This window comes from Pseudomonas mandelii (assembly GCF_900106065.1).
GTDB classification, from domain to species: Bacteria; Pseudomonadota; Gammaproteobacteria; order Pseudomonadales; family Pseudomonadaceae; genus Aquipseudomonas; species Aquipseudomonas mandelii.
The window spans coordinates 4347971-4369635 of the sequence record NZ_LT629796.1; the positions used below are offsets into that span (position 1 = coordinate 4347971).

Annotated in this window: 18 protein-coding genes, 2 tRNA genes and 1 pseudogene; 10 read left to right on the plus strand and 11 right to left on the minus strand. The window is 59.4% G+C overall.

Annotated features, from left to right (window positions below; genetic code table 11):
- Positions 1-97: 97 nt before the first annotated feature.
- Both BLU63_RS20175 and BLU63_RS20180 read left to right on the plus strand, forming a co-directional pair.
- A tRNA-Val gene (locus tag BLU63_RS20175) sits at positions 98-173 on the plus strand.
- Between the two features lie 19 nt (positions 174-192).
- Positions 193-269, plus strand: a tRNA-Asp gene (locus BLU63_RS20180).
- Between the two features lie 85 nt (positions 270-354).
- On the opposite strand, the gene BLU63_RS20185 is transcribed toward BLU63_RS20180, so the two are convergent.
- Both BLU63_RS20185 and BLU63_RS20190 read right to left on the minus strand, forming a co-directional pair.
- Positions 355-1488, minus strand: coding sequence for a catalase family protein (locus BLU63_RS20185; protein ID WP_083376028.1), 1134 nt, complete (start codon positions 1486-1488; stop codon positions 355-357).
- Positions 1485-3293 (minus strand): di-heme-cytochrome C peroxidase, encoded by a 1809-nt coding sequence (locus BLU63_RS20190; protein ID WP_083377279.1) that lies wholly within the window; start codon positions 3291-3293, stop codon positions 1485-1487. The genes BLU63_RS20185 and BLU63_RS20190 overlap by 4 nt, the downstream gene beginning before the upstream one ends.
- A 271-nt stretch (positions 3294-3564) precedes the next feature.
- Between BLU63_RS20190 and BLU63_RS20195 the strand changes: the two genes are divergently transcribed.
- The 6 genes and pseudogenes from BLU63_RS20195 (at position 3565) to BLU63_RS20220 (ending at position 7364) form a co-directional block, all read left to right on the plus strand.
- Positions 3565-4278, plus strand: a complete 714-nt coding sequence (locus BLU63_RS20195; RefSeq protein WP_010456752.1) for an FKBP-type peptidyl-prolyl cis-trans isomerase — start codon at positions 3565-3567, stop codon at positions 4276-4278.
- Positions 4279-4571: 293 nt separating this feature from the next.
- Positions 4572-5027 carry a YkvA family protein gene (locus BLU63_RS20200; RefSeq protein WP_010456751.1) on the plus strand — a complete coding sequence of 152 codons (456 nt, stop codon included), beginning with the start codon at positions 4572-4574 and terminating at the stop codon, positions 5025-5027.
- Positions 5028-5141: 114 nt separating this feature from the next.
- A complete protein-coding gene (locus BLU63_RS20205) occupies positions 5142-5483 on the plus strand; it encodes a helix-turn-helix domain-containing protein (RefSeq protein ID WP_077748155.1) in 342 nt (113 codons plus the stop codon).
- A complete protein-coding gene (locus tag BLU63_RS20210) occupies positions 5480-5851 on the plus strand; it encodes a hypothetical protein (RefSeq protein WP_003223109.1) in 372 nt (123 codons plus the stop codon). Before BLU63_RS20205 ends, BLU63_RS20210 begins: the two co-directional genes overlap by 4 nt.
- Positions 5852-6259, plus strand: coding sequence for an SEL1-like repeat protein (locus BLU63_RS20215; RefSeq protein ID WP_083376029.1), 408 nt, complete (start codon positions 5852-5854; stop codon positions 6257-6259).
- 63 nt (positions 6260-6322) lie between these two features.
- Positions 6323-7364: pseudogene (locus BLU63_RS20220) on the plus strand (alpha/beta hydrolase family protein).
- 352 nt (positions 7365-7716) lie between these two features.
- Here the strand turns inward: BLU63_RS20220 and BLU63_RS20225 are convergent.
- Positions 7717-9507 (minus strand): bifunctional diguanylate cyclase/phosphodiesterase, encoded by a 1791-nt coding sequence (locus tag BLU63_RS20225; RefSeq protein WP_083376030.1) that lies wholly within the window; start codon positions 9505-9507, stop codon positions 7717-7719.
- A gap of 120 nt (positions 9508-9627) precedes the next feature.
- Positions 9628-11709: a carboxy terminal-processing peptidase gene (locus tag BLU63_RS20230; RefSeq protein WP_010456732.1), complete on the minus strand. Its 2082-nt coding sequence runs from the start codon at positions 11707-11709 to the stop codon at positions 9628-9630.
- 140 nt (positions 11710-11849) lie between these two features.
- Between BLU63_RS20230 and BLU63_RS20235 the strand changes: the two genes are divergently transcribed.
- Positions 11850-12812, plus strand: a complete 963-nt coding sequence (locus tag BLU63_RS20235) for a zinc-binding dehydrogenase (protein ID WP_077748159.1) — start codon at positions 11850-11852, stop codon at positions 12810-12812.
- 54 nt (positions 12813-12866) lie between these two features.
- On the opposite strand, the gene BLU63_RS20240 is transcribed toward BLU63_RS20235, so the two are convergent.
- The 6 genes from BLU63_RS20240 to BLU63_RS20265 form a co-directional block, all read right to left on the minus strand.
- The gene (locus tag BLU63_RS20240) at positions 12867-13520 is read right to left on the minus strand and encodes an HAD family hydrolase (protein WP_083376031.1); all 654 of its coding nucleotides are present in this window, start codon (positions 13518-13520) and stop codon (positions 12867-12869) included.
- Between the two features lie 115 nt (positions 13521-13635).
- Positions 13636-14625: an ABC transporter ATP-binding protein gene (locus BLU63_RS20245; protein WP_083376032.1), complete on the minus strand. Its 990-nt coding sequence runs from the start codon at positions 14623-14625 to the stop codon at positions 13636-13638.
- On the minus strand, positions 14622-15422 hold the full coding sequence (locus tag BLU63_RS20250; protein ID WP_010456724.1) for an ABC transporter permease: 801 nt from the start codon (positions 15420-15422) through the stop codon (positions 14622-14624). Before BLU63_RS20250 ends, BLU63_RS20245 begins: the two co-directional genes overlap by 4 nt.
- Complete coding sequence (locus BLU63_RS20255) at positions 15409-16245, minus strand: ABC transporter permease (RefSeq protein ID WP_154501365.1); 837 nt, start codon at positions 16243-16245, stop codon at positions 15409-15411. The genes BLU63_RS20250 and BLU63_RS20255 overlap by 14 nt, the downstream gene beginning before the upstream one ends.
- A 5-nt stretch (positions 16246-16250) precedes the next feature.
- A complete protein-coding gene (locus BLU63_RS20260) occupies positions 16251-17057 on the minus strand; it encodes an alkaline phosphatase family protein (protein WP_010456720.1) in 807 nt (268 codons plus the stop codon).
- Positions 17058-17245: 188 nt separating this feature from the next.
- The gene (locus BLU63_RS20265; RefSeq protein WP_077748162.1) at positions 17246-18310 is read right to left on the minus strand and encodes an ABC transporter substrate-binding protein; all 1065 of its coding nucleotides are present in this window, start codon (positions 18308-18310) and stop codon (positions 17246-17248) included.
- 349 nt (positions 18311-18659) lie between these two features.
- Here BLU63_RS20265 and BLU63_RS20270 point away from each other — a divergent pair, with 349 nt between their 5' ends.
- The gene (locus tag BLU63_RS20270; RefSeq protein ID WP_010456716.1) at positions 18660-19373 is read left to right on the plus strand and encodes a UTRA domain-containing protein; all 714 of its coding nucleotides are present in this window, start codon (positions 18660-18662) and stop codon (positions 19371-19373) included.
- 112 nt (positions 19374-19485) lie between these two features.
- Here the strand turns inward: BLU63_RS20270 and BLU63_RS20275 are convergent, their stop codons facing one another.
- On the minus strand, positions 19486-21654 hold the full coding sequence (locus tag BLU63_RS20275; RefSeq protein ID WP_083376033.1) for a mechanosensitive ion channel family protein: 2169 nt from the start codon (positions 21652-21654) through the stop codon (positions 19486-19488).
- Positions 21655-21665: the final 11 nt, after the last annotated feature.

A 21665-nucleotide genomic window follows, 5' to 3' on the forward strand; every position in this document is an offset into this window, starting at 1 on the left:
TTGTTTCACCGGTTTTCAGATTTTTTTGAAGATTTATTCAATTAAATCAACACTTTACGAAAATCTGTGGCACAATGCGCCCCGCAACGAAGGTAAAGGGTGATTAGCTCAGCTGGGAGAGCGTCTGCCTTACAAGCAGAATGTCGGCGGTTCGATCCCGTCATCACCCACCACTTACTTTCAACGCTACGCGCAGCGGTAGTTCAGTCGGTTAGAATACCGGCCTGTCACGCCGGGGGTCGCGGGTTCGAGTCCCGTCCGCTGCGCCATATTCGGTAATCTGGAACGCTGAACGCCAGGTCACCACACAGAAAGCCCGCTTTATGCGGGCTTTTTGCTGTCCGGGGTTTGGCTTTATTGCTCGGCGTTGCGGCTGTGGCGGTAATCGCTGACCGCTTCGTACACCGCCTTGCGCAGACGGTTGATCCCGCCAATCGGGCGATGAGCCTCAAGCCCGAACCACGGGTTGAACGATTGGTTATCGCATTGCACGTTTAGCGCTGGCGTGTCGAAGTCCTGGGCGGGCAGCCTGATCCGTGCCACGGTTTCGAACGGCGCATCCTTTTCCTTCCATTGGATACTCGTGTCCTCGATCGGCATGTACTTGCCCGGATCCTGGCGCTGGATCTGCAAGACAAAGCACGCGGGCACCCGATCCGTCGACAACTGCTGATTCAGCGCATTGCGTAAAAAATTCGGCAGCTTCTGGTTCTGCGCCGGCAACGTGTAGGCCGGGCAACTGTCAGGGTCGGGCGTCACCCGAAACTTCGCATTGGCGTTACCGAACTTGTAGGGTGAGACCGAAAAGTACGTCGTCTGCGTCGGGCTTTCCGGCGCAGGGGAGAGTGTCGCCAAAGCGATAAACAGATGACGGACCTGCCACGTGCGCGGATCCCATCCGGGGAAAAACGCCATCAGCTTCTTGCCATCGGCCTGGGCGGCCACATTCTGACGGTATTCGGCGACATCGCTGACGAAGAAATTCGGGTGGCTGAACATCACAAAGTCCTGTTCGCCACGGCTTTGTTGATCGGTGAGCAGTTGTTTGCCGGGCACGTCGTGCAACTTGATCGCCATGCCCCGGGCATCGCGGATACTGTCGAACTGTGGATAGGCATTGCCGTTGGACAGCCGCATCGTCGCTTGCCAGGTTTTGCCGGGTTCGCTGAATACGCCCTGACGCAGCGCTTGCGTCAGATCCGGCAGGACCTGGACTTCGGCCTTCACGCAGCCATGGGCCTTGGCGTGCGCATCACGCAGGTAGCGGGTGCTTTCCCGGTGCTGATCGACGATGCGCACGGCCGTCTGGATGATGTCCTGAGTCATCGCCGCTTCGCCATTCGGGATCAGTTCTTCAGCGGATACCGGTCCACTGTGCTGCCAGGCAAACCACGCCGTGGCCAGCGCCCAGCCGAGCACTCCCAGGCCCAGTACCCACAACAGGGTTTTGCCGAGAAAGGCGCCCAACCACATCCACAGTCTGCTCATGGCAATTGTGCCTCCAACGGGCCGCCCAACACTTTCAGATACTCCAGCAGCGCCCAGCGCTCCTGCGGTTGCAGCAGGCGACCGATGACGCCGTTACCCAACTTGCCAGCACGGAATTCGTGGCCGCTGTTGTGATTGCCGGTGATGCGCGTGTCGAACTTGAAGCCATTGGTAAAGGCCTCGGTGCGATAGCCCAGGTGCCTGGGGTCGTACTCGAACGTGCCTTTGAAGAAGGTCGTTGCGCGTTCATCCTGGGGCGAGAGCAGTTGATAGAGGCTTGGCACCGAACCGTTGTGCAGAAACGGCGCCGTCGCCCAGACGCCGGCCAACGGACGGGCCTTGTAGGCGCGCAATTCACGCACGCCAATCGGCAGGCCGAAGCCATCCATCTCCGGACGCTCGGCCTCGGGGATTTTCGCCTCGCGATAAGCACGGTTTCCGACGAAAGCGGTGACGTAGGCCAGGCCTTTGGCTGACGAGAGTTTGCTCATGTCCAGCGGTTCGGCGGGCGGCGGCTGCAACTGCACATCCAGTTTCGCCAGCTCCGCCGGGTCCCATTGCAAGGCGCTGAGGTCGAAACGATGGTCGGCGATGTTATTGGCCGCGCCCGGGTCTGTGCCGATGTAATCCACCGGCAGCATTTTCAGGTGTTGCACCCAGCGCCCGTTGGTCTGGACCGATCGAGGCACGTGGCAACCGGCGCAGTTTTCGCTGAACAATTCGCGACCTTTGACGGCCAGAGGCTTATCGACAGCGCCGAGCAGCGCTTCGGGCCAGGCCGGTGGTTTGAGTCGTTGCAGGGTTTGTTCGATCTGGTGCAAGTCGCGCAAGCGGACACTCGACGGATAGCGCTCGTCACCTTTGAGCGGCTGGCCATTGGCGTCGAAGAAATCCAGGGTGGCACCGACGCCCAGCGCTTCGCCGATGTTGCGGGCCATCGGTTGCTGCGCCGAACCGTTCCATTGCACCCAGTCAAAGGTCCACATGTCCCACAGTTGCGGGTAGTCCACCGGCGCATCCGCCACGCGGTAATTATCAGGTGAAATCGCATCGCCGAAGCTGGCATTGGCAATGCGCCCGAAAGCGTCGGTGCGGCCGGGGCCTTCCTCGGTCGGATAGAGCCCGCGATGGGTATCGTTCCAGGCCACTTTCACGAACGTATTGAGGGAAGCTTTGAAGTCCTGGCGCAACTGTTGGCGGTGGGTGTCGTAGTCCTCGCCCAGCACGTTGCGGGCGAAACGTTCGAATTTCCACGGGTTGTAATAAGTCGAGACCAGGCTGGCGACAAGTGCTTGTCCGAAACTGCCACCGCGTAGTGTAGGAACACTGGAAGGCAGGACATGCTGCGCCGAACCGCCGTCGATCCGCACGGCCTGGCCATTGAAACGCAATTCACCGGTGTGGCAGGCGGCGCAGGTGATGTCGAGGAACTCGTCCTGGCTGCCGGGGTTTTGATGGCGGGCAAACCCCAGGGGCAAGTTGGCAGGGTTGTTCGGTGTGGGTTTCTGCTCGGGGTCGATCAGGAAACCAAAGCGTGCGAGGTATTCCGGGGCGGCGAAGCGTTGTTCCGAGAAGGGCAGTTCGAGCTCCTTGAACCAGTCATAGCGCAAGCCTTTGACTTGAGTGCCCTGGGGGGTGAAGTAGTAAGTCTGGCGGTCGGCGGCGCTCCACTGTTCCAGGTAATGCACCTGTTGTGCGGGGGACCAGGTCGGCAATTTCGGGTTGGCGACGTAGTACAGCACCACGGCGAGGCCCAGCCCCAGCAGCACAGCGAACAACGCCAGCAGGCGGAATAAGAGGCGCAAGATAAACATCCTTGTCGATTTTGTAGCTCTCTTATGCCTCAGCGCTTGAGGTGCGGCAAGTGGCCATTACGCCAGATGCTGTGGGATCCGGTATTCGTCTCTGTGGGGTCCAAGATGACAGAAGCTTCATCGCTGCAATCCCGAAATGCGTTAAAACACCTGAACTTATCAGAAGTTTCCTGCTCTCATGCCGGTAGCCATTGGTCGTGGCCGCCTGATAAGCTCGCGGCTTTACTCGATTGCCCTTTAGGCGCATGAACAAGGAAATAGCATGAAACAGCATCGGTTGGCGGCGGCGGTGGCCCTGGTTAGCCTGGTACTTGCGGGTTGTGACTCGCAGACCAGCGTAGAGCTGAAAACCCCGGCGCAAAAAGCTTCCTACGGGATTGGCCTGAACATGGGCAAGAGCCTGGCTCAGGAAGGCATGGATGACCTGGACTCCAAAGCCGTAGCCCAAGGCATCGAAGACGCCGTCGGCAAGAAAGAACAGAAGCTGAAGGATGAAGAACTGGTCGAAGCCTTCGCAGCACTGCAGAAGCGTGCTGAAGAGCGTATGGCCAAAATGAGCGAAGAGTCGGCAGCCGCCGGCAAGAAATTCCTCGAAGAAAACGCCAAGAAAGCGGGTGTCACCACCACTGCTTCGGGCCTGCAATACGAAGTGGTCAAGAAAGCTGATGGCGCACAGCCAAAGCCGACCGACGTAGTGACTGTTCACTACACCGGCAAGCTGACCGACGGCACTACCTTTGACAGCTCCGTCGACCGTGGCAGCCCGATCGATCTGCCGGTCAGCGGCGTGATTCCGGGTTGGGTCGAAGGCCTGCAACTGATGCACGTTGGCGAGAAGTACAAGCTGTACATTCCTAGCGAGCTGGCCTACGGCGCCCAAAGCCCAAGCCCGGCGATTCCAGCCAACTCGGTGCTGGTATTCGACCTGGAACTGCTGGCGATCAAGGATCCAGCAAAAGAAGACGCCGCCAAGTAATCAGCGTCTGCTTTAAAAACAACGCCTCGCTTTATGCGGGGCGTTGTTGCATCTGGCGTTCAGCGAGGGTAAACAAAGCGAACGGATGCTGTACGGTGCAGTCATAGCCATTGAGGACGCCGTGCTAGCCGCGCCGGCGCGCCAAGTCAATGAAATCTTGGGTTTTTTTATGTGAGTAAAAAACGCCCGATCTGAGTTGAGCCCTTATGAAACGGGGCTTTCAGCCGTGAAATATAGCTCTGTTCACAAGGTTATCCACAATTTGTGTGGATAACATTTCAGCGGGAGGAATGATGAAAGCACCTTGGAATTTCGCTCGTTTCCTGCCACTCGCCGGACGCCTGCTTGCCCGTGGACGTTTGCCGACCCTGCTGTTCGCCGTCGCCAGCAAAGGGGCCAGTCAGGGCAACCGATTGGGCAAACTCAAAGACGATCTGCGCCTGATGCAGGCACTGTGCCTGGCCTACTGGCGTGGGGAGTACCGCGCCATCAGCCCGAAGGCGCTGATCTCGGTGGTGGCCGGCCTGATGTACTTCCTCAGTCCGGTGGATGCGATCCCCGACTTCATCCCGGTATTCGGCATGCTGGATGACATTGCCGTGCTGGCCTGGTTGATGAAAGTCCTCGACGATGAACTCAATGCGTTCCGTGCCTGGCGCAAACGTCAGTTGCCGGAGAAGCTTGCGGTGGTGGAGCGGCTCCCCGATACACCTGAGCAACTTCAGCTTCAAGGCCCGAAAAAAACCTGATTCGATTGAGGATCGTCCTTATATTCATACCCCCCGCGACCGTGGCCGCTGTTAGGATTACACTTCTAGGGAAAAGTGCCGACTCGCTAAGTGTCGTTGTCCTACGGGGAAGTCATGGATATTCAGATAATCACACGCGAAGGCGAGCCCGAATACGCGGTTTTGCCGTGGGCTCAGTACCAGGCTCTACTGAAAGCAGCAGGCATCAACCAACAACCGGCGCCCGACACGCCGGCGCGTCAAGCAACATCATCAGACCCGATTCTTCCAGGTCTGGATCAACTACGCAGTTTGCGCGAAGGGAAGGGCATCGCCATCGAGGCGCTGGCCCGCACGGTAGGCATCAGCCCGTCTTATCTGGCCCTGATCGAAAGTGGCGAGCGTCTACCCGACGCTGCGATTCGCCGCAGTCTGGCCTGGGAACTGACGGTGCCAGGGTGGAGGGATGAATCGTGAGCGTCCGCATCAGTCGTCAACATTGGGACGGGTTGTTGGGTGAGCTGGATCAGGCCCGCCGCCAACGGCATCTGCTGACTTATCGAGCCTTGCTTGAACGTTTGCAGTTGCCCACGCCGGCCATGCAAACCCTCACCGCTGCGCTGGAGCATCTGGCTGCGCTGGACGCCAAGGCCGAGCAGCCGCTACGCAGCTCGCTGGTGATCAGCCAGGGCGCCAGCCGCCTGCCACGCACCGGTTTCTTCGAATGCGTCGAGCGTCTGGGGCGTTTCTCGGGACCGTCCGACGGTGTCGCCGCCGCCTCATGGCACGCTTCGGAAGTGGTGCGCGTGTTCGAATACGAATACCCGGAATCGGCGGAGGCCTGAGTGTTTTTACGCCTCAAGGCACGGGCCAGTTACTGGCTGGCCCGCCGGTTGTTTCACTGGTCGTGGTTCGTGCGACAGCCCCGCGGCTGGAGCTGGCTCGAAGGTCAGTTCGCACGGATGGCCAATCTGGGTGATGTCGGCGCGCAAAGCTTCTATGGCCACATCCTGACCTTTCGTGGCGTTGGCCTTGGGGCTCGCGAGGAGGGTGTGCGATTGCTGCGCCTGGCGGCTTTGGCGGGGGATGGCAAAGCGGCGTATCAGGTGGGAGTGATCAGTTTGGCGGGGACGCCGAGCAAGGCGCCGGATCCGGTGGAAGCGGCGCGGTTCTGGCGGATTGCGGTGCAGGCTGGGCATCCGCTGGCGGAGATCAAGTTGAAAGGGTTGGAGAGTGGCGATACTGCGCAGTAATTGATGCGCCTGACTGCGGATGTCAGGTGTTAAGAGTTGAATCTGATCAAGGAAGATAAAACATTGAAAACAGCTTTCGGCGCCCTGTTTCTGGTCTGCCTGACCACGAGTGTATTCGCTGGCGATAACGCTATCGGTTTCCAGGCCTCTACGTTGCCAGACACGCAAAACGACCGCCCACTGGAAATGGTCGTCTGGTACCCCACCGCAACCACCGCCACCCCTCAATTGTTCGGCGACAACCCAGCGTTTGTCGGGGCCCTCGCCGTGCCCAACGCGCCACCGACCGCCGGCGAGCATCCATTGGTGGTGCTCTCCCACGGTTTCGGGGGTAATTGGATCAACCAGACATGGCTGGCCAGCGCACTCGCCCACAAAGGTTACATCGTGGCGGCAGTCAACCACCCCGGCAGCACCAGCAAAGACCGCACCCCTCAAGCTGCGGCGCAGTTATGGCGGCGGCCCGCCGACCTCAGCCGGGCCATCGACGCGGTCACGGCTCAGCCGCAACAATTCGGCGCGGTCGCCAAGCATCGAATCGCCGCCGTGGGCCATTCCCTCGGCGGCTGGACCGTCATGGAAACCGCCGGCGCCCGTTTCGACCCCGACCGCTTTGCCCTGGACTGCAAAACCCACACGAAGTTGGCCAGTTGCAAGCGTCTACCGACAGATGAACCCCGCCAGCACTTCGGTATCGAAGGCCCGGCTGGCCGCCGATTTGAGCGATAAACGTGTCACCGCAGTTGTTTCACTGGACCTGGGACTGTCACGCGGGATGACTGATGACAGCCTTGCGGGGCTGCCAGTGCCGACGCTAGTGATTGCGGCGGGCGTGCCTTCTGAGGAGCTACCCGCGCAGTTGGAGTCAGCTGACTTGGCTAAACGTCTGCCCCAAGCGTCGACGCGCTATGTCGAGATTAAAGACGCTAGCCACTTTAGTTTTATGGCGGTGTGCAAACCTGGAGCGGTAGCGCTTCTTGAGGAAGACGTGCCGGGAGATGGGATTATTTGTGGGGATGCTGAGGGAGGGAGGGCTCGGGAGGTGATTCAGGAGCAGGTTGCGTCGCTGATTGCGGAGTTTTTGGTGCAATCACCGCGCGACTGAAAGAGCGAGGGTGTATGGGACGTGGCGTGAGGGAAACCTCTCGCCACGTCCGCAAAGCAAATGCCTACGCTTCATCCTGATCCACCCTACGAAAAGCCGATTTCCCATCCAAAAAACCGCTTCATGGCGCTCGATGACTCTCAGCGACTTCGCGTTGCTTTGCGCCATTCCGTTGCATGAGGGCTGTGATGTGGTTAGGCGGCGGTTCGGATTGAATCCAGAGATTTTTGTTGTGTGGTCTGGCCTCTTCGCGGGCAAGCCTCGCTCCTACGGGAGATGGGTAGTCCACAATAGTTGCGAACGACAAAAACCCCTGTAGGAGCGAGGCTTGCCCGCGAAGGCGTCCGTTCAATCACCGCTGCCCGATGATCAAATCCTCGTTTTGCACCGGCACCGCCAAACTATCAATCACATACACGCTATACCCCGCCACATTCTTCGCGTGATGCTTGGCCTGCGAAGCCATCTCTGCCAACTGGCTCGCATCGAGTTGTCCACAGGCCTGTGGGTGTAAATGCACGACGCCGATCGACAATGACAGCAGTGGAAACTCCTGGCGCATGCCCTGGCGATTCGGTGCGATAAAGCAGCCGGCTTCCAGGTGTTCGCTGCGGTAGAAGCGTCGGCACTGGCTCTGGAAGTCGTCCAGCAACTGGTTCAAACGTCTGCGCCAGTCTTCCGGGCCGAGCACCAGCAGGAAGTCATCCCCGCCGATATGGCCAACGAAGTCGCGGGCCGGGTCCACCCGATCGTTCAGGCATTGAGCCAGACACAGCAGGACTTCGTCCCCACGGCCGTAGCCATAGATGTCGTTGAAGGGTTTGAAACTGTCGATGTCGACGTAACAGATCACCGATTCCCGCTCCTGTTGCAGCAGCCGCGTCAGGCATTGCTGGATGGGCACGTTGCCTGGCAACAAGGTCAGCGGGTTGGCGTAGCGGGCCTGCTGGATTTTCAGTTCGGTAATCAGCTTGAGTACATCGATCACCCGGCCCAGGCCCAGATAGCCGCCGTTGAGGGTGATGATGAAGTCCTCCTCGATGCGCTGGCGCGCGCGGCTGGTGATCAAGCGACTGACTTGTTGCAGTGACTGGCTCATCTCGACGGCGAGGAAGTCGTCGTTCATCAAGCGGCTGATGGGCTTGCGTGCGAACAGGTCGGTAGCAAAGGGCTTGAGCAGTGCGTCCGAGAGCGAATGCCGATGGACGATGCCGCAGGGATGGCCTTGCTCGTCAAGCACCGCCAGTGAGTTCAGGTTGGCCTGGCGGCGGAAAGCTTCCAGCACCGTGGCCGTCGGTGTGTCCCGGGCCACGGCCGGTTGGTCGTTGAGCAAGGCGCTGAGGTCACTGGCGTCATCATTCAAAGCCACTGCTGTGCTTTCCCGTTTTGGCATCAAGACTCGGGCGTCGCGAGGTGGATGCTCTTGAGGCCGACACAGCAAGTAGCCTTGCACCAGATCGACGCCCATCTCGGTCAACACCGCGAGCTCTTCCGGCAATTCGATGCCTTCGGCGATCACTTGTGCCCGTGAGGCTTTGGCGATTTGCAGGATCGAGCCGACGAATTCACGTTTGAGGGCATCCTGGTGAATGCCGTCGATAAAGTGCCGGTCGATTTTCACGTAATCCGGCCGCAGCTCGGACCAGAGCCGCAAACTCGAATAACCTGCCCCCAGATCATCGAGCGCAATGGAAAAACCCATCGCCCGGTAGTGATGCAGGGCATTTTGCAGCAACTGGAAGTCGTCGGTCGGGGTCTGTTCGGTGAGTTCGATCACCACCTGGCTCGGCGGGATGCCGAAGTCCTGCAGCAATTGCAGGGTGCGACCCGGTTGGTGAGCGGCTTCCAACAGGGATTCCGGAGAGACGTTGAGAAACAGTTTGCCCGGCAGCTGTTGTTCATTGAAGCGTCGGCAGGCACTTTCACGGCAGGCGATTTCCAGCTCGCTCAAGCGACCGGCCTGGCGGGCAACCGCGAACAATGCGATGGGGGAGTGCAGCGGACTGTTCGAGGGGCCGCGAGTGAGGGCTTCGAAGCCGACAATGCGTCGCTCAGAGACGGAAATGATCGGCTGGAACAGGCTGTGCAAACCGCTTTGAGCCAGAATGGAACTCAATGCACTCAGCTGTTCAGTGGTGGTCATGGCGATCTCTGGCGATAAAAAAAGGACTGGGAGCCATGAGCTCCCAGTCCTTTATTTCACGACAGAATGATGACTGTTTGATGACGCTCCGGGGAGCGTCAGCATTAAATTGCCATCATTTTAGTGCTTGGCGACCGCGGTGTTCAGTTTCAGGTAGTCCAACAGAATCCGCCCGGTCTCGCTCAAGTAGGCATCGTCTTCTGGCTTGGTCTTGTCCGGCTCGGCCGCGATGGCGTCTTCGTCTTCTTTCTTCAGCTCCTTGAGCGGCTCTTCGCCCTTGGCCTTGCGACGGATGTTTTCCATCACCAGTTGCTTGGCTTCGATATCGGCGTGTTGCGCACGGCGATCGGCTTCATTGAGGCTGACGGTTTTCTCCGTCATCAGCTTCTGGGCCAGGGCCAGCTTGTCGCGAATGAACACGAATTCGGCGTCTTTGGCCGTGCGCACGTCATGCTCGGATTTGAGCTGCGTGATGTACGGTTTGAAAGGGTCGGCCGCCGGCTTGATGGCCGCGCGGATGGTGTCCCACGGCATGGCTTCCGGCAGGGCGCTTTCGCCGATTTCCTTGGTGTCGATGATCGACGGGTAATCGATGTCCGGCAGTACGCCCTGATGCTGGGTGCTCTGGCCGGAAACCCGGTAGAACTTGGCCAGGGTCAGTTTCAGCTCGCCATGGTTCAGCGGCTGAATGGTCTGCACGGTGCCTTTACCGAAGGTCTGGCCACCGATAATCAGTGCACGGTGGTAGTCCTGCATGGCGCCGGCAAAAATCTCCGAAGCCGAGGCGGACAAGCGGTTGACCAGCAACGCCATCGGGCCTTTGTAGAATGCGCCCGGGTTTTCATCTTCCAGCACATCGACACGGCCGTCGGCATTACGCACCAGCACGGTCGGACCTTTGTCGATGAACAGACTGGTCAGCTCGGTGGCTTCCTGCAGAGAGCCGCCGCCGTTGTTGCGCAAGTCGATGACCACGCCGTCGACTTTCTCTTTCTGCAGCTCGGTCAGCAGTTTCTTGACGTCGCGAGTGGTGCTCTTGTAATCCGGATCGCCAGCACGGAACGCCTTGAAGTCGAGGTAGAAGGCCGGGATCTCGATGACGCCGAGCTTGTAGTCCTTGCCATCCTGTTTCAGGTTGAGCACCGACTTCTTCACTGCCTGGTCTTCAAGCTTCACCGCTTCGCGGGTGATCGGCACGATCTTGCTGGTCTGGTCGTTTGGCGCATTGCTGGCCGGAATCACTTCCAGGCGCACCACGGTGCCTTTCGGACCACGGATCAGCTTGACCACTTCGTCCAGGCGCCAGCCGACCACGTCGACCATCTCTTTGTTGCCTTGGGCAACGCCGATGATCTTGTCGGCCGGTGCAACCTGTTTGGTCTTGTCGGCCGGGCCGGCAGGTACCAGGCGCACGACTTTCACCTGGTCGTTATCGCTCTGCAACACGGCGCCGATGCCCTCGAGGGACAGGCTCATGTTGATGTCGAAGTTTTCCGCGTTATCCGGCGACAGATAGTTGGTGTGCGGGTCGTAGGACATGGCGAAGGTGTTGATGTACGCCTGGAAGATATCTTCCGCACGGGTCTGGTCCAGGCGCGCCAACTGGTTTTTGTAGCGCTTGGTCAAGGTTTCCTGAATCTGCTTGGAATCCTTGCCCGCGATCTTCTGCCGCAAGACTTCGTCCTTGACGCGTTTGCGCCACAGGTCGTCGAGTTCTGCGGTGGACTTGAGCCAAGGGGCGTCCTTGCGATCGATCAGCAAGGTTTCCTTGGTATTGAAGTCGATTTTGTCGACGCCCTTGTTCAGCTCGGCAAGGGCAAAGTCCAGACGCGCTTTGACGCGGTCCAGGTAGCGCTTGTAGATGGTGAACCCGGCGTTGAGATCGCCGCTTTTCAGGAAGTCGTCGAACTGGGTCTTCCACTTGTCGAATTCGGCAATGTCGCTGGCCATGAAGTAGCTGCGCGACGGATCCAGCAGCTTGAGGTAGCTGTCATAGATGATCACGGAGCGCGCGTCATCGAGCGGCGGCTTGCTGTAGTGATGGCGCTTGAGCAGTTCGACGACGTTCAGGCTGGCGATCACTTCGTCACGATCAGGCTGAAGCTTGTCCCAGCTATTGGCTGCGAATGTATTGCTCGACATCGGCAACAGGCCGATACCAATGAATAGGGCTAGGGCGGTGCTGGGGAAAAAATGCTTCATGCTGATTCGACGCGGAGACAATTGATCACGCATATTAGGCCGTCTTTGAAGTCGCCGGTTCCACAAAGGGCCGGTCACATAATGCAAGAAAGCCCGGCGCTACAGCTACGGGCTCAGTCCAGACTCACTATGGAGGCACTGTGAAAGCATTGCAAGGCGTGGAAGGTCAAGTGGAGTGGGTTGAAGAGCCCAGTCCTACATGCGATGTAGGACAAGTTCGGATTCGAGTGGCGGCAGCGGGCCTCAATCGCGCCGATTTGTTACAGAAAGCAGGGCTTTATCCGCCACCGCCGGGAGCCAGTCAGGTACTGGGTCTTGAGTGTTCGGGGGTGATCAGCGAAGTCGGCCCGGGCTCGTCCTGGCAGGTCGGCGATCGGGTCTGCGCCTTGCTGGCCGGGGGCGGGATGGCCGAAGAGGTAGTTGTCGACGGACGGCATGTGCTGCCGGTCCCCGAAGGTTTGTCCCTGGCCGAGGCGGCGGCGTTGCCGGAGGTGTACGCGACCGTCTGGCTGAATTTGTTTCAACTCGCTGCGCTCAAACCGGGTGAGAAAGTTCTTCTGCACGCCGGAGCAAGTGGAATCGGTTCAGCGGCCATTCAGCTATGCAAGGCCTTTGGCAACCCGTGCTGGGTCAGCGTCGGTTCCGCCGAGCGTCTGGCTTATTGCGAAGCGCTGGGTGCGCAAGGGGGTGTGGTGCGCACGGGCGACCTGGACAGCTTGCGCGACCTGGGACCGTTCGATGTGATTCTCGATCCGGTCGGCGGCAACTACGCCGCGCTGAACCTGAAAATGCTGGCTCTGGATGGTCGCTGGGTGCTGATCGGCTTGATGGGCGGTCGTGATGCGAACCTGGATCTGGCGCAGGTTCTGGCCAAGCGCGTGCAACTGCTGGGCTCGACGTTGCGCAGTCGCGATGAGCAGTTCAAGGCGGATTTGTTCAGTGATTTGAGCCAGCATGTGTGGCCGTTGTTTGCTGAAGGGCGGTTGAGTCCCCAGTTGGCGAAGACCTACCCGATCAAGGACGCCGAAGCGGCGTTTGCGGAGTTGGCGAGTAATAAGGTGGCGGGGAAGCTGGTCCTGATAATCGACCCAAGCCTGACCTGAAGGACACACTGAACCTGTAGGAGCGAGCGGGCGGCGCTCCTACAGGGGTATCGGTTACTTCCAGATATGGATTGGCCAGCCGGCTTTTTCGGCGTGCTCAAGCAACACCGGATCCGGGTTCACCACGTGTGGGAAATCCACCTTCAATAGCAGCGGTAAATCGTTACGCGAGTCGGAATAGAAACTCGCACCTTCCAGATTCTCCTCTTCCGCATCCAGCCACTCCAGCAACCGGACGATCTTGCCTTCGCGGTAGGTCAGGGTGCCGACGGTCTGACCGCTATAAACGCCATGCGTCACTTCCAGTTCGATGGCGAGAATCTCGTCGATGCCCAGACGGTCGGCAATCGGCTTGACCAAGTGCGTGCCCGAGGCCGAGATCACCAGAATCCGGTCACCGGCCTTGCGATGGGCGGCGATGGCTTTGGTGGCGTCACTGAAGATGATCGGCTCGATGAAGTCTTCCACCCAAGGCCCGACCAAATGCTCGACCTCTTCCGGTGTGCGCCCGATCATCGGCTCCAGGCTGAAGGTCATGTACTCCTCCATGCGCAGTTTGCCGTGGCTGTAAGCGTCCATCAGTTCGTTGTTCTGACGCATGAACGACTCGGGATCGACCCAGCCCAGGCGGCCCATTTGCGCGCTCCAGAGGGTGGCGCAGTCGCCGTGGATCAGGGTTTCGTCCAGATCAAAAATTGCCAAGGCCATTATTGCGGTTCTCTCCGAGAACAGCTTCAAGCGGCAAGTTTCAAGCCGCAAGAAGTGATTGAGGTGGTGAGCAGTTTACAACTTGTCGCTCGCAGCTTGCAGCTTGCAGCTGTTTTCAAGCTACTTCACACAGGGCAGTCGGATCGATGGAAAGTGCCAGGCGCTGACCATCGGGGTGCAGATCGGCCGCCGAGCGGTTCAGCACATCCACCACCAATTCCACGCCCCGGGCTTCGACCCGATAGCGAATCACGTTGCCCAGCAAACTGTGGCTGCGTACTTGCGCATCAAGCTCGCCATTGAGGCTCAGCTCGATGGCTTCCGGGCGAATCGCGATGCGGTGGTTGATCGGCCGTTGCAGCAGTTTCGAGGCGCTGTCGGCGTCCAGCAGGTTGTAGTTGCCGATGAAACCGGCGGCAAACACATCCACGGGCGCGGTGTAGAGGGTTTCGGCGTCGCCGCTCTGTACGATCTTTCCCTGATTCATCAGGAAAATCCGGTCAGACATGGTCAGGGCTTCTTCCTGATCGTGCGTGACGAAGATCGTGGTCAGACCGAGTTCACGCTGGATCTGACGGATCTGTTCGCGCAGGTGCTTGCGAATCCGCGCATCGAGGGCCGACAGCGGTTCGTCCAGCAACAACAGCCGCGGACGGGTAACCAATGAGCGGGCGAGGGCCACGCGCTGGCACTGGCCGCCCGACAATTGATGCGGGTAGCGCGCGGCGAAGTCATTGAGCTCCACCAGTTTCAGCACTTCGACGACACGCTTCTGGCTGTCGTCGGCGTTGACCTTTTGCATGCGCAGACCGAAGGCGATGTTCTGCTCCACGGTCATGTTGGGGAACAGTGCATAACTCTGGAACACCATGCCAATCCCGCGTTTCTGTGGGCTCATCGGAACCAGATCGACGCCCTCCAGCAGAATCTTGCCGCCATCCACCGACGTCAGGCCGGCGATGCAACGCAACAGCGTGGACTTGCCGCAACCGGACGGGCCGAGGAGGGTGACGAACTCACCTTTCTGGATTTCGCAGTTGATGTCGCTGAAGACGGTGGTGCCCGCGTAATTTTTTTGAAGATGTTGGACGCTGACATAGCTCATTCGCTTTTGTCCTTGTTCAAGATATTGGCCGCCCAGGTCAGAACCAGCACAAAGAAGAAGTAGGAAATCACCAGCGCACTGGTGAAGTGGCCGCTGCTGTTACGCATGTTGTTGAGGTAGACCTGCAAGGTTTCGTAGCGGGTGCCGACCAGGATGTTGGCGAACACGAATTCACCGAACAGGAACGAGAACGACAGCAGCAATGCCACCATCAACCCCTTGCGCAGGTTCGGCAGCACCACCAGGAACGCGGCTTGCCAGGTGCTGGCACCGAGCAGTTGTGCGGCGTCCATCAGGTCGCGCAGGTTGATCGCTTGCAGGTTGTTGGTGATCGCCCGGTACATGAACGGCAGCGCGATGGTGAAGTAGCAGCCGATCAGAATCCACGGCGTACCGACCATCGCAAACGGCCCGGAACCGTAGAGCTGCAACAGCCCCACCGAGGACACCACCGGCGGCACCGCGAAGGGCAGCAGGATCAGGATGTTCATCAGCGCATCGAGTTTGGGGAAGTGGTAATGCACCACGAACAGCAGCGGCAGAATCAGCACCACTGACAGAATCAACGCGCCGACGCAGACGAGTAGCGACTGACCGAAGGCATGCAGAAAGCGCGGATCGCTCCACAGCTGGATGTACCACTTGAAGGTAAAGCCACTGGGCAGAATGGTCGCCGACCAACTGCTGGCGATCGAGTAGATCAACGTCCCGGCCAGCGGCAACAACAGAATGGCAAACAGCACGTACACCACCACCCGGTGATAGACACCGGCGGGGCCCAGTTCAGCGCGAGACATGGTAGCTCCTCTTCAACAGCAGCTGATGCACGATGGTCACCAGGGTCATCAACGCCACGAGTACCACGGCCAGGGCGCTGGCCAGGTTCGGATCCAGGGAAATGTCGCCGGACACCATCGCCGCGATGCGGATCGGCAGTACGTTGAAGTTGCCGGTGGTCAGCGCGTAAACCGTGGCGTAGGCGCCAAGCGCGTTGGCCAGCAAAATCACGAAAGTGCCGAGCAGCGCAGGGGTCAGCACCGGCAAACCGATGTGGCGCCAGAACTGCCAGCCGTTGGCGCCGAGCAGTTCGGCGGACTCACGCCAGTCTTCGCGCAAGGCATCGAACGCCGGATAAAGCAGCAGCACGCCCAATGGAATCTGGAAGTAGGTGTAGAGAATGATCAGCCCGGTTTTCGAATACAGGTTGAAGTCCTGAATGATCCCGGCCTGCTTGAGCATGATGGTGAAGCTGCCGTTGAACCCCAGCAAAATGATGAAGGCAAAGGCCAGGGGCACGCCGGCGAAGTTGCTGGTCATGTTGGCGAAAGCATTCACGAAGTTACGCAGTTTCGAGTCGACCCGGCGCAGGGAATAGGCGCCGAGCACCGCGATGATGATCCCGAATACGCTGGACCAGAAACTGATCTCGAGGCTGTACTGGATCGCTTGCAGATAGAACTTCGAATTGAAGATCTTGGTGAAGTTGGCCAGGCCCCAGCCGAACTCTTCCGATTGCAGGCTGTTGATCATTACCCAGACCAGCGGCGCGATCTCGAACACGATAAAAAACAGAGCGAAAGGCACCAGGCACAACGCTGCCAGCCATTTACCACGGGTCATGGCATTCACTTGAGCAGCTCCCGGCAGACAGGTTTGTCGTGGGCCACGCCCAGCAGTTCGCAGACCGTGCCGCAGATGTCAGTCTGTTTGGGCGCGGCGCTGGTGTTGAAGCTGAAGGCATCGCCCAGGACAAACAGCGGCACTTCCCGTTCTTCCGCCAGCAGGCCGTTGTGCGAGCGGTCGTTGTTCATGCCGTGGTCGGCGGTCACCAGCACTTGGTAGCCGGCGTCGAGCCAGGTTTGCAGGTAGTCGGCCAGGATAATGTCCACCGAGCGGGCACTGTTGCGGTATTGCGGGGTGTCGAGGCCGTGCTTGTGCCCGGCGTCGTCGATGTTCATGGGGTGGATCAACAAAAAGTTGGGCGCGTGGCGCAGACGCAGGTTTTCAGCGTCGGCGAACAGGTGCGAATCCGGGTAGTGATCGTTCCAGTAGAAGTGACCGTGCTGGATCGGCAGGTCGGGGTTGTCGGTGTGACGATCCCGGGCGGCCTCGAACGGCGAGCGGTTATACAACTCGCTGACCCAGTGATAGGCCGCGGCGGCGGTAGTCAGGCCGGCATCCGTGGCGTAGTGATAAATGCTGCGCTGGTTGGACAGGCGCGCGACGTTGTTGTGGACGATGCCGCTCTCGATGGGCGGGACGCCGGTGAGGATGCATTCGTAAAGCGGTCGGGACAGGGCCGGCAGTTCGCACTCCAGTTTGTAGAGTGCCGCGCGTCCTGCGCCGACGTAAGCCTGCAGGTGCCCCAAGGCGTGGCGCGCGACTTCATAGTTGAGGCCGTCGAGCACGACAAGGATGACGTTGTGCTTCATAGGGGCAAAAACTCCGCGAAACAGACATTCATAAAACTTGAATTCACCACGGTCCATTGTGGGAGCGAGCCTGCTCGCGAAGGCGTCGAGTCAGTCAACACAGGTGTTGAATGTCAGTCCGCTTTTCGCGAGCAGGCTCGCTCCTGCATTTGGATCTCCATCAGCCCGACAGAAGTCGGGCTACAGGGTTATTTCATTTCGACGAGGACTTCTTCGTTCCACTTCTGCGGCAAAGCCTTGGAAGTCTTTTCCCACGCATCCGCGTCTTTGATCGGCGTGACCTTTTTGTACTGCTCGTTTGGCAGCAGCTTGGCCTGGACGTCAGCCGGCAGCTTGATGTGCTCGGCGCGGATTGGACGGGCATTACCTTTCGCCAGGTTGATCTGACCGGCATCGCTGAAGATGTATTCGCGGGTCAGCTTGGCGGCGTTCGGGTTCTTCGCGTATTTGTTGATGATGGTGGTGTAGCCGGAAATCACCGAACCGTCGGAAGGGATCAGCACCACGTAGTCATCGGGGTTCGCCATCTTGGCCTTGTAGCTCAGGCCGTTGAAATCCCAGACCACGCCGACTTCGATTTCACCCTTTTCCATCGTGGCGATGGTCGGGTTGGCCATGGACAGGCGGCCCTGCTTGGCGATATCTGCGAACAGCAACAACGCTGGCTGCAGGTTCTTTTCGTCGCCACCGTTGGCCAGTGCGGCGGCCAGTACACCGTTGGCGGCCTGGGCGGCGGTGCTCACGTCACCGATCGACACCTTGTATTTACCGGTTTTCAGATCCGCCCACTTGGTCGGAGCTTCGGAACCGTGCAGCAGCTTCTTGTTGATGATGAACGCGATGGTGCCGGTGTACGCCAGTGCCCAGTTGCCGTCCTTGTCCTTGGCCCAGTCCGGGATCTGGTCCCAGGTGCTTGGCTTGTAGGGTTGCACCACGCCTTGTTTGACCGCGATCGGGCCGAAGGCTGCGCCGACGTCGCCGATGTCGGCACTGGCGTTGTCTTTCTCGGCGGCGAACTTGGCGATTTCCTGCGCCGAGCTCATGTCGGTGTCGATGTGTTTCAAGCCGTATTTCGTGGCCAGGTCTGCCCAGGTGCCTTTCCAGTTGGCCCAGTCATCGGGCATGCCGACGCTATTGACCGCACCTTCCGCTTTCGCAGCGGCTTCCAGGGTTTTCATATCATCAGCGGCCATGGCGGCGCTGCACATGGCAATGGTCGAGCCTAACAGTGATGCCAGGAAAAGCTTTTTCATCCGAAGCTCCTTTGGGCGTTTTCAACGCTGCGATTGCGGTTGTGTTGGTCTAGGTCAGCAATACCTGAGCCAATTTAGGCGCCGCTGATGACATTTTGATGTCGACGATCGGTCGGCCTACATTTTTCGAGCGGTGATGCTCAGGCTTGCGAGTAAGCGTAGACCATGGCTAAAGGGCTGATACGAAAGGACTTGGCCGTGAATTTGCAGGTGTCTGGCGCAACCGTTCGGCGGCTTTGTCATCTGCCAGTCACAAGCAGTGCCTAGGCTTGCAGGGAGTTGATAGAGCCAGTTTGAATCACGGTTCTGCCCCGAAACAGTGCTGGTCTAGTCCAGATAGGTAACGTTGATGCGCATCGAGACAACCAAAGCGGTGACAGCCATCGGGCAGGTTCTGCAAGAACAGCTCGACCATGGCCTGTTGGCGCCCGGGAGCAAACTGCCGGCCGAGCGCAAGCTCAGTGAGTTGTTCGGCACCACGCGTATCACCGTGCGTGAAGCCTTGCTGCAACTGGAAGCCCAAGGGCAGATTTATCGGGAGGAACGCCGTGGCTGGTTCGTGTCGCCACCGCGTCTGGCTTACAACTTGATGCAGCGCAGTCACTTTCACGCGATGGTCAGCGCGCAGGGGCGGGTGCCGTCCACCGAGGTGATTTCGGCGCGGTTGCAACCGGCGTCGGCGGCGGTGTGTGCGTGGTTGCAGTTGCCGGCGCTGTCCAGTGTGATTCAGATCTGCCGGGCGCGGCGCATTGATGAGCGGCTGGTGCTCTATGTGGAGCACTACCTGAATCCGCAGTACTTTCCGGGGATTCTGGATTTCGATCTGAATCAGTCGATCACCGAGTTGTACGCCAGGCATTACGACTTGCACTACGGTCGGGTGCGTTTCGAGATCGTGCCGACGGCGTTGTCGGTGGATGCGGCGGCAGCGTTACGGGTGTCGGTGGGGAGCCCGGGGTTGCGGATTGCTCGGGTCAACTACGATCAGCACGAGCGGTTGATCGATTGCGACCTGGAGTTTTGGCGCCATGATGCGATTCATGTCGGGGTGGATGTGGTTTAGCCAGGGAGACCGCGTCGCTCCCATCGCGAGCAGGCTCACTCCTACATTGGAATGCATTTCAAATGTAGGAGTGAGCCTGCTCGCGATGGCGTCCTCACAGCCACCCTATCAATCAAGTAGCAGATACATCCTTCTGCGGCCCACCACCGGCCGTCAGCACCTGCACACTCATTCGCGGCATCGCCAGGTCCATCCCGGCCTCATCCAGATGCCGCTTCAGCGACAGATTGAACGCCCGTGAAACTTCCCACTGCTTGATCGGTGCAGTCTTGAACCGCGCCCGAAGAATCGCGTTGCCCGACTCGAAACTTTCGACACCCTGGATCTCCAGTGGCGACCAGATATTGCGCCGTTGCAGCGGGTCGGTGCGCATTTTCTGGCCGACTTCGCGCATCAGTTTGATCGCCTCGTCGATGTCCATGCTGGCGGGCACCGCCACCCGGAAGATCGCGTAGCCGAATTCCCGGGAGTAGTTCTTGATGCTTTTGATTTCGCTGAACGGAATGGTATGGACGATGCCGTCGATGTCCCGCAGGCGAACGGTGCGGATGGTCAGGCCTTCGACAGTGCCGAGGTGGCCGCCGACATCCACGTAGTCATCGATAGCCAGGGAATCTTCGATGATGATGAACAGGCCGGTGATCAAATCCGCGACCAGCGATTGCGCACCGAAACCGATGGCCAGGCCGATCACGCCGGCACCGGCCAGCAGTGGCGTGACGTTCATGCCCATGTTCGCCAGCGCGACGATCAGCGCAATGATGAAAATCGCCACGAACAGCACGTTGCGGATCAGCGGCATCATTGTCTGCGCGCGGGCGTTGGCCAGGCCTTTGCGCGAGCGGGTGAGGGCGTGGTGCACCGCGGTGTCGCTGAGGATCCAGATCAGCCAGGCAAAAATCAGCGTACCGGCGAGGCTGAACAGTTTGACGCTGACTTCATGGCCTTCGCCTTCGGTGAAGGCAATCAGCGACATGCCCCAGACTCGCAGGCCCAGTTCGATGAACACCAGCCAGACCACGAGATGGGCGAGGGTGTAGAAGAAACTTTTCAGGCGCTCTGAATACAGCGCATGACGCTTCACACCCTTTTGCGGTTTAAGCGAATGACGACGAACCAGGCCGTTGATGACCATGCACAACACCAGCAGCACGGTGCAGATCAGCGCCTGGCGCAATGCGGTGCTGGTGTCGCCCGCCGAGACGAAGGTGGCGAACAGCGAGATGCCCACCAGCACCAGCGCGGGCACGTACCAGAAGGTGCCGAGAATCTCGATGGTGTCGCTGAGCGCGCGGCGCGTCAGACGTCGGGACAACGGCTGGTTGCGGATCAGGTGGGCGATGGGGCGGCGGAAACGCAGGATGAACAGCCCGGTGGACAGCGCCGCCAGGACGTTGGCGACGGTGGCGGCGGAGTGGGCCAGGTGACTGCCCAGGCTGGCGACCAGGCGCGGATCGCTCAGTGCTTCACCGAATGCGGCGAAACTGCCGATCAGCCACAACGGTCGAAAGGCTTGATGGCGCAGGATGTACAAGGCCCGATGACGATGCGGGCCGTCGAGCAAGGAAAACGCGATCACGCAGATCGCCGAAAAACAGGTGCCGACCACCAGCGCGTAGGCCAGCACCATGGCCAGGCTTTTGCCCAAGGATGAGGGCAGGGCATAGCTCATGTAGACCGTGATGACCAAGGCAATCAGCCACGGCCCGAGTTTGCGCAGGGCGAAGCGCAACATGTCCAGGGCCTTGGGGTGTTGCGGCAGTTCTTCGGTGAGGCCGAAGCGCATGCGCACCCGGTGACTGACCCAGATCAGCGCAGCGGCCAGCAGGCTCCAGACCATCAGAATCATGGCGAAGGCAAAGATGATCGGCAGCCACTCGTTGGCCGGCAGCATCAGCGCGGTCAGTTCGTCTTTGGCCAGGTCAAATTCTTCGGACCAGCGCGTGAGCGGGCTGTCGGCACCGGAAAACTGTTTTTCGAAGGTGGCCAGTGTGCCGCCGATCAGGCCGAGCACGCCTTCTTCGGCGGCCGGCTGAGCTTTTTTGGTGACGTCGCGCAGCTTTTTCAGGTCCGCCAGCAGTTTGCTCCGCTGCTGATCGTTCTCCAGCGACTTGATGACTTCGTCCAGTGATTGGCCCAGCGGTTCTTGCGCTTCTGGCTGGGCCTTTGCCGAACTGTTGAGCAAGCCCGGCAAACCGACCGCCTGGGCAGGCGCCATCGGCAGCAGCGTCATCAGGCAGACAAGGAGGAAACACGGCAGGGCGAAAAGACGAGCGAACACTAGGCGGTCAA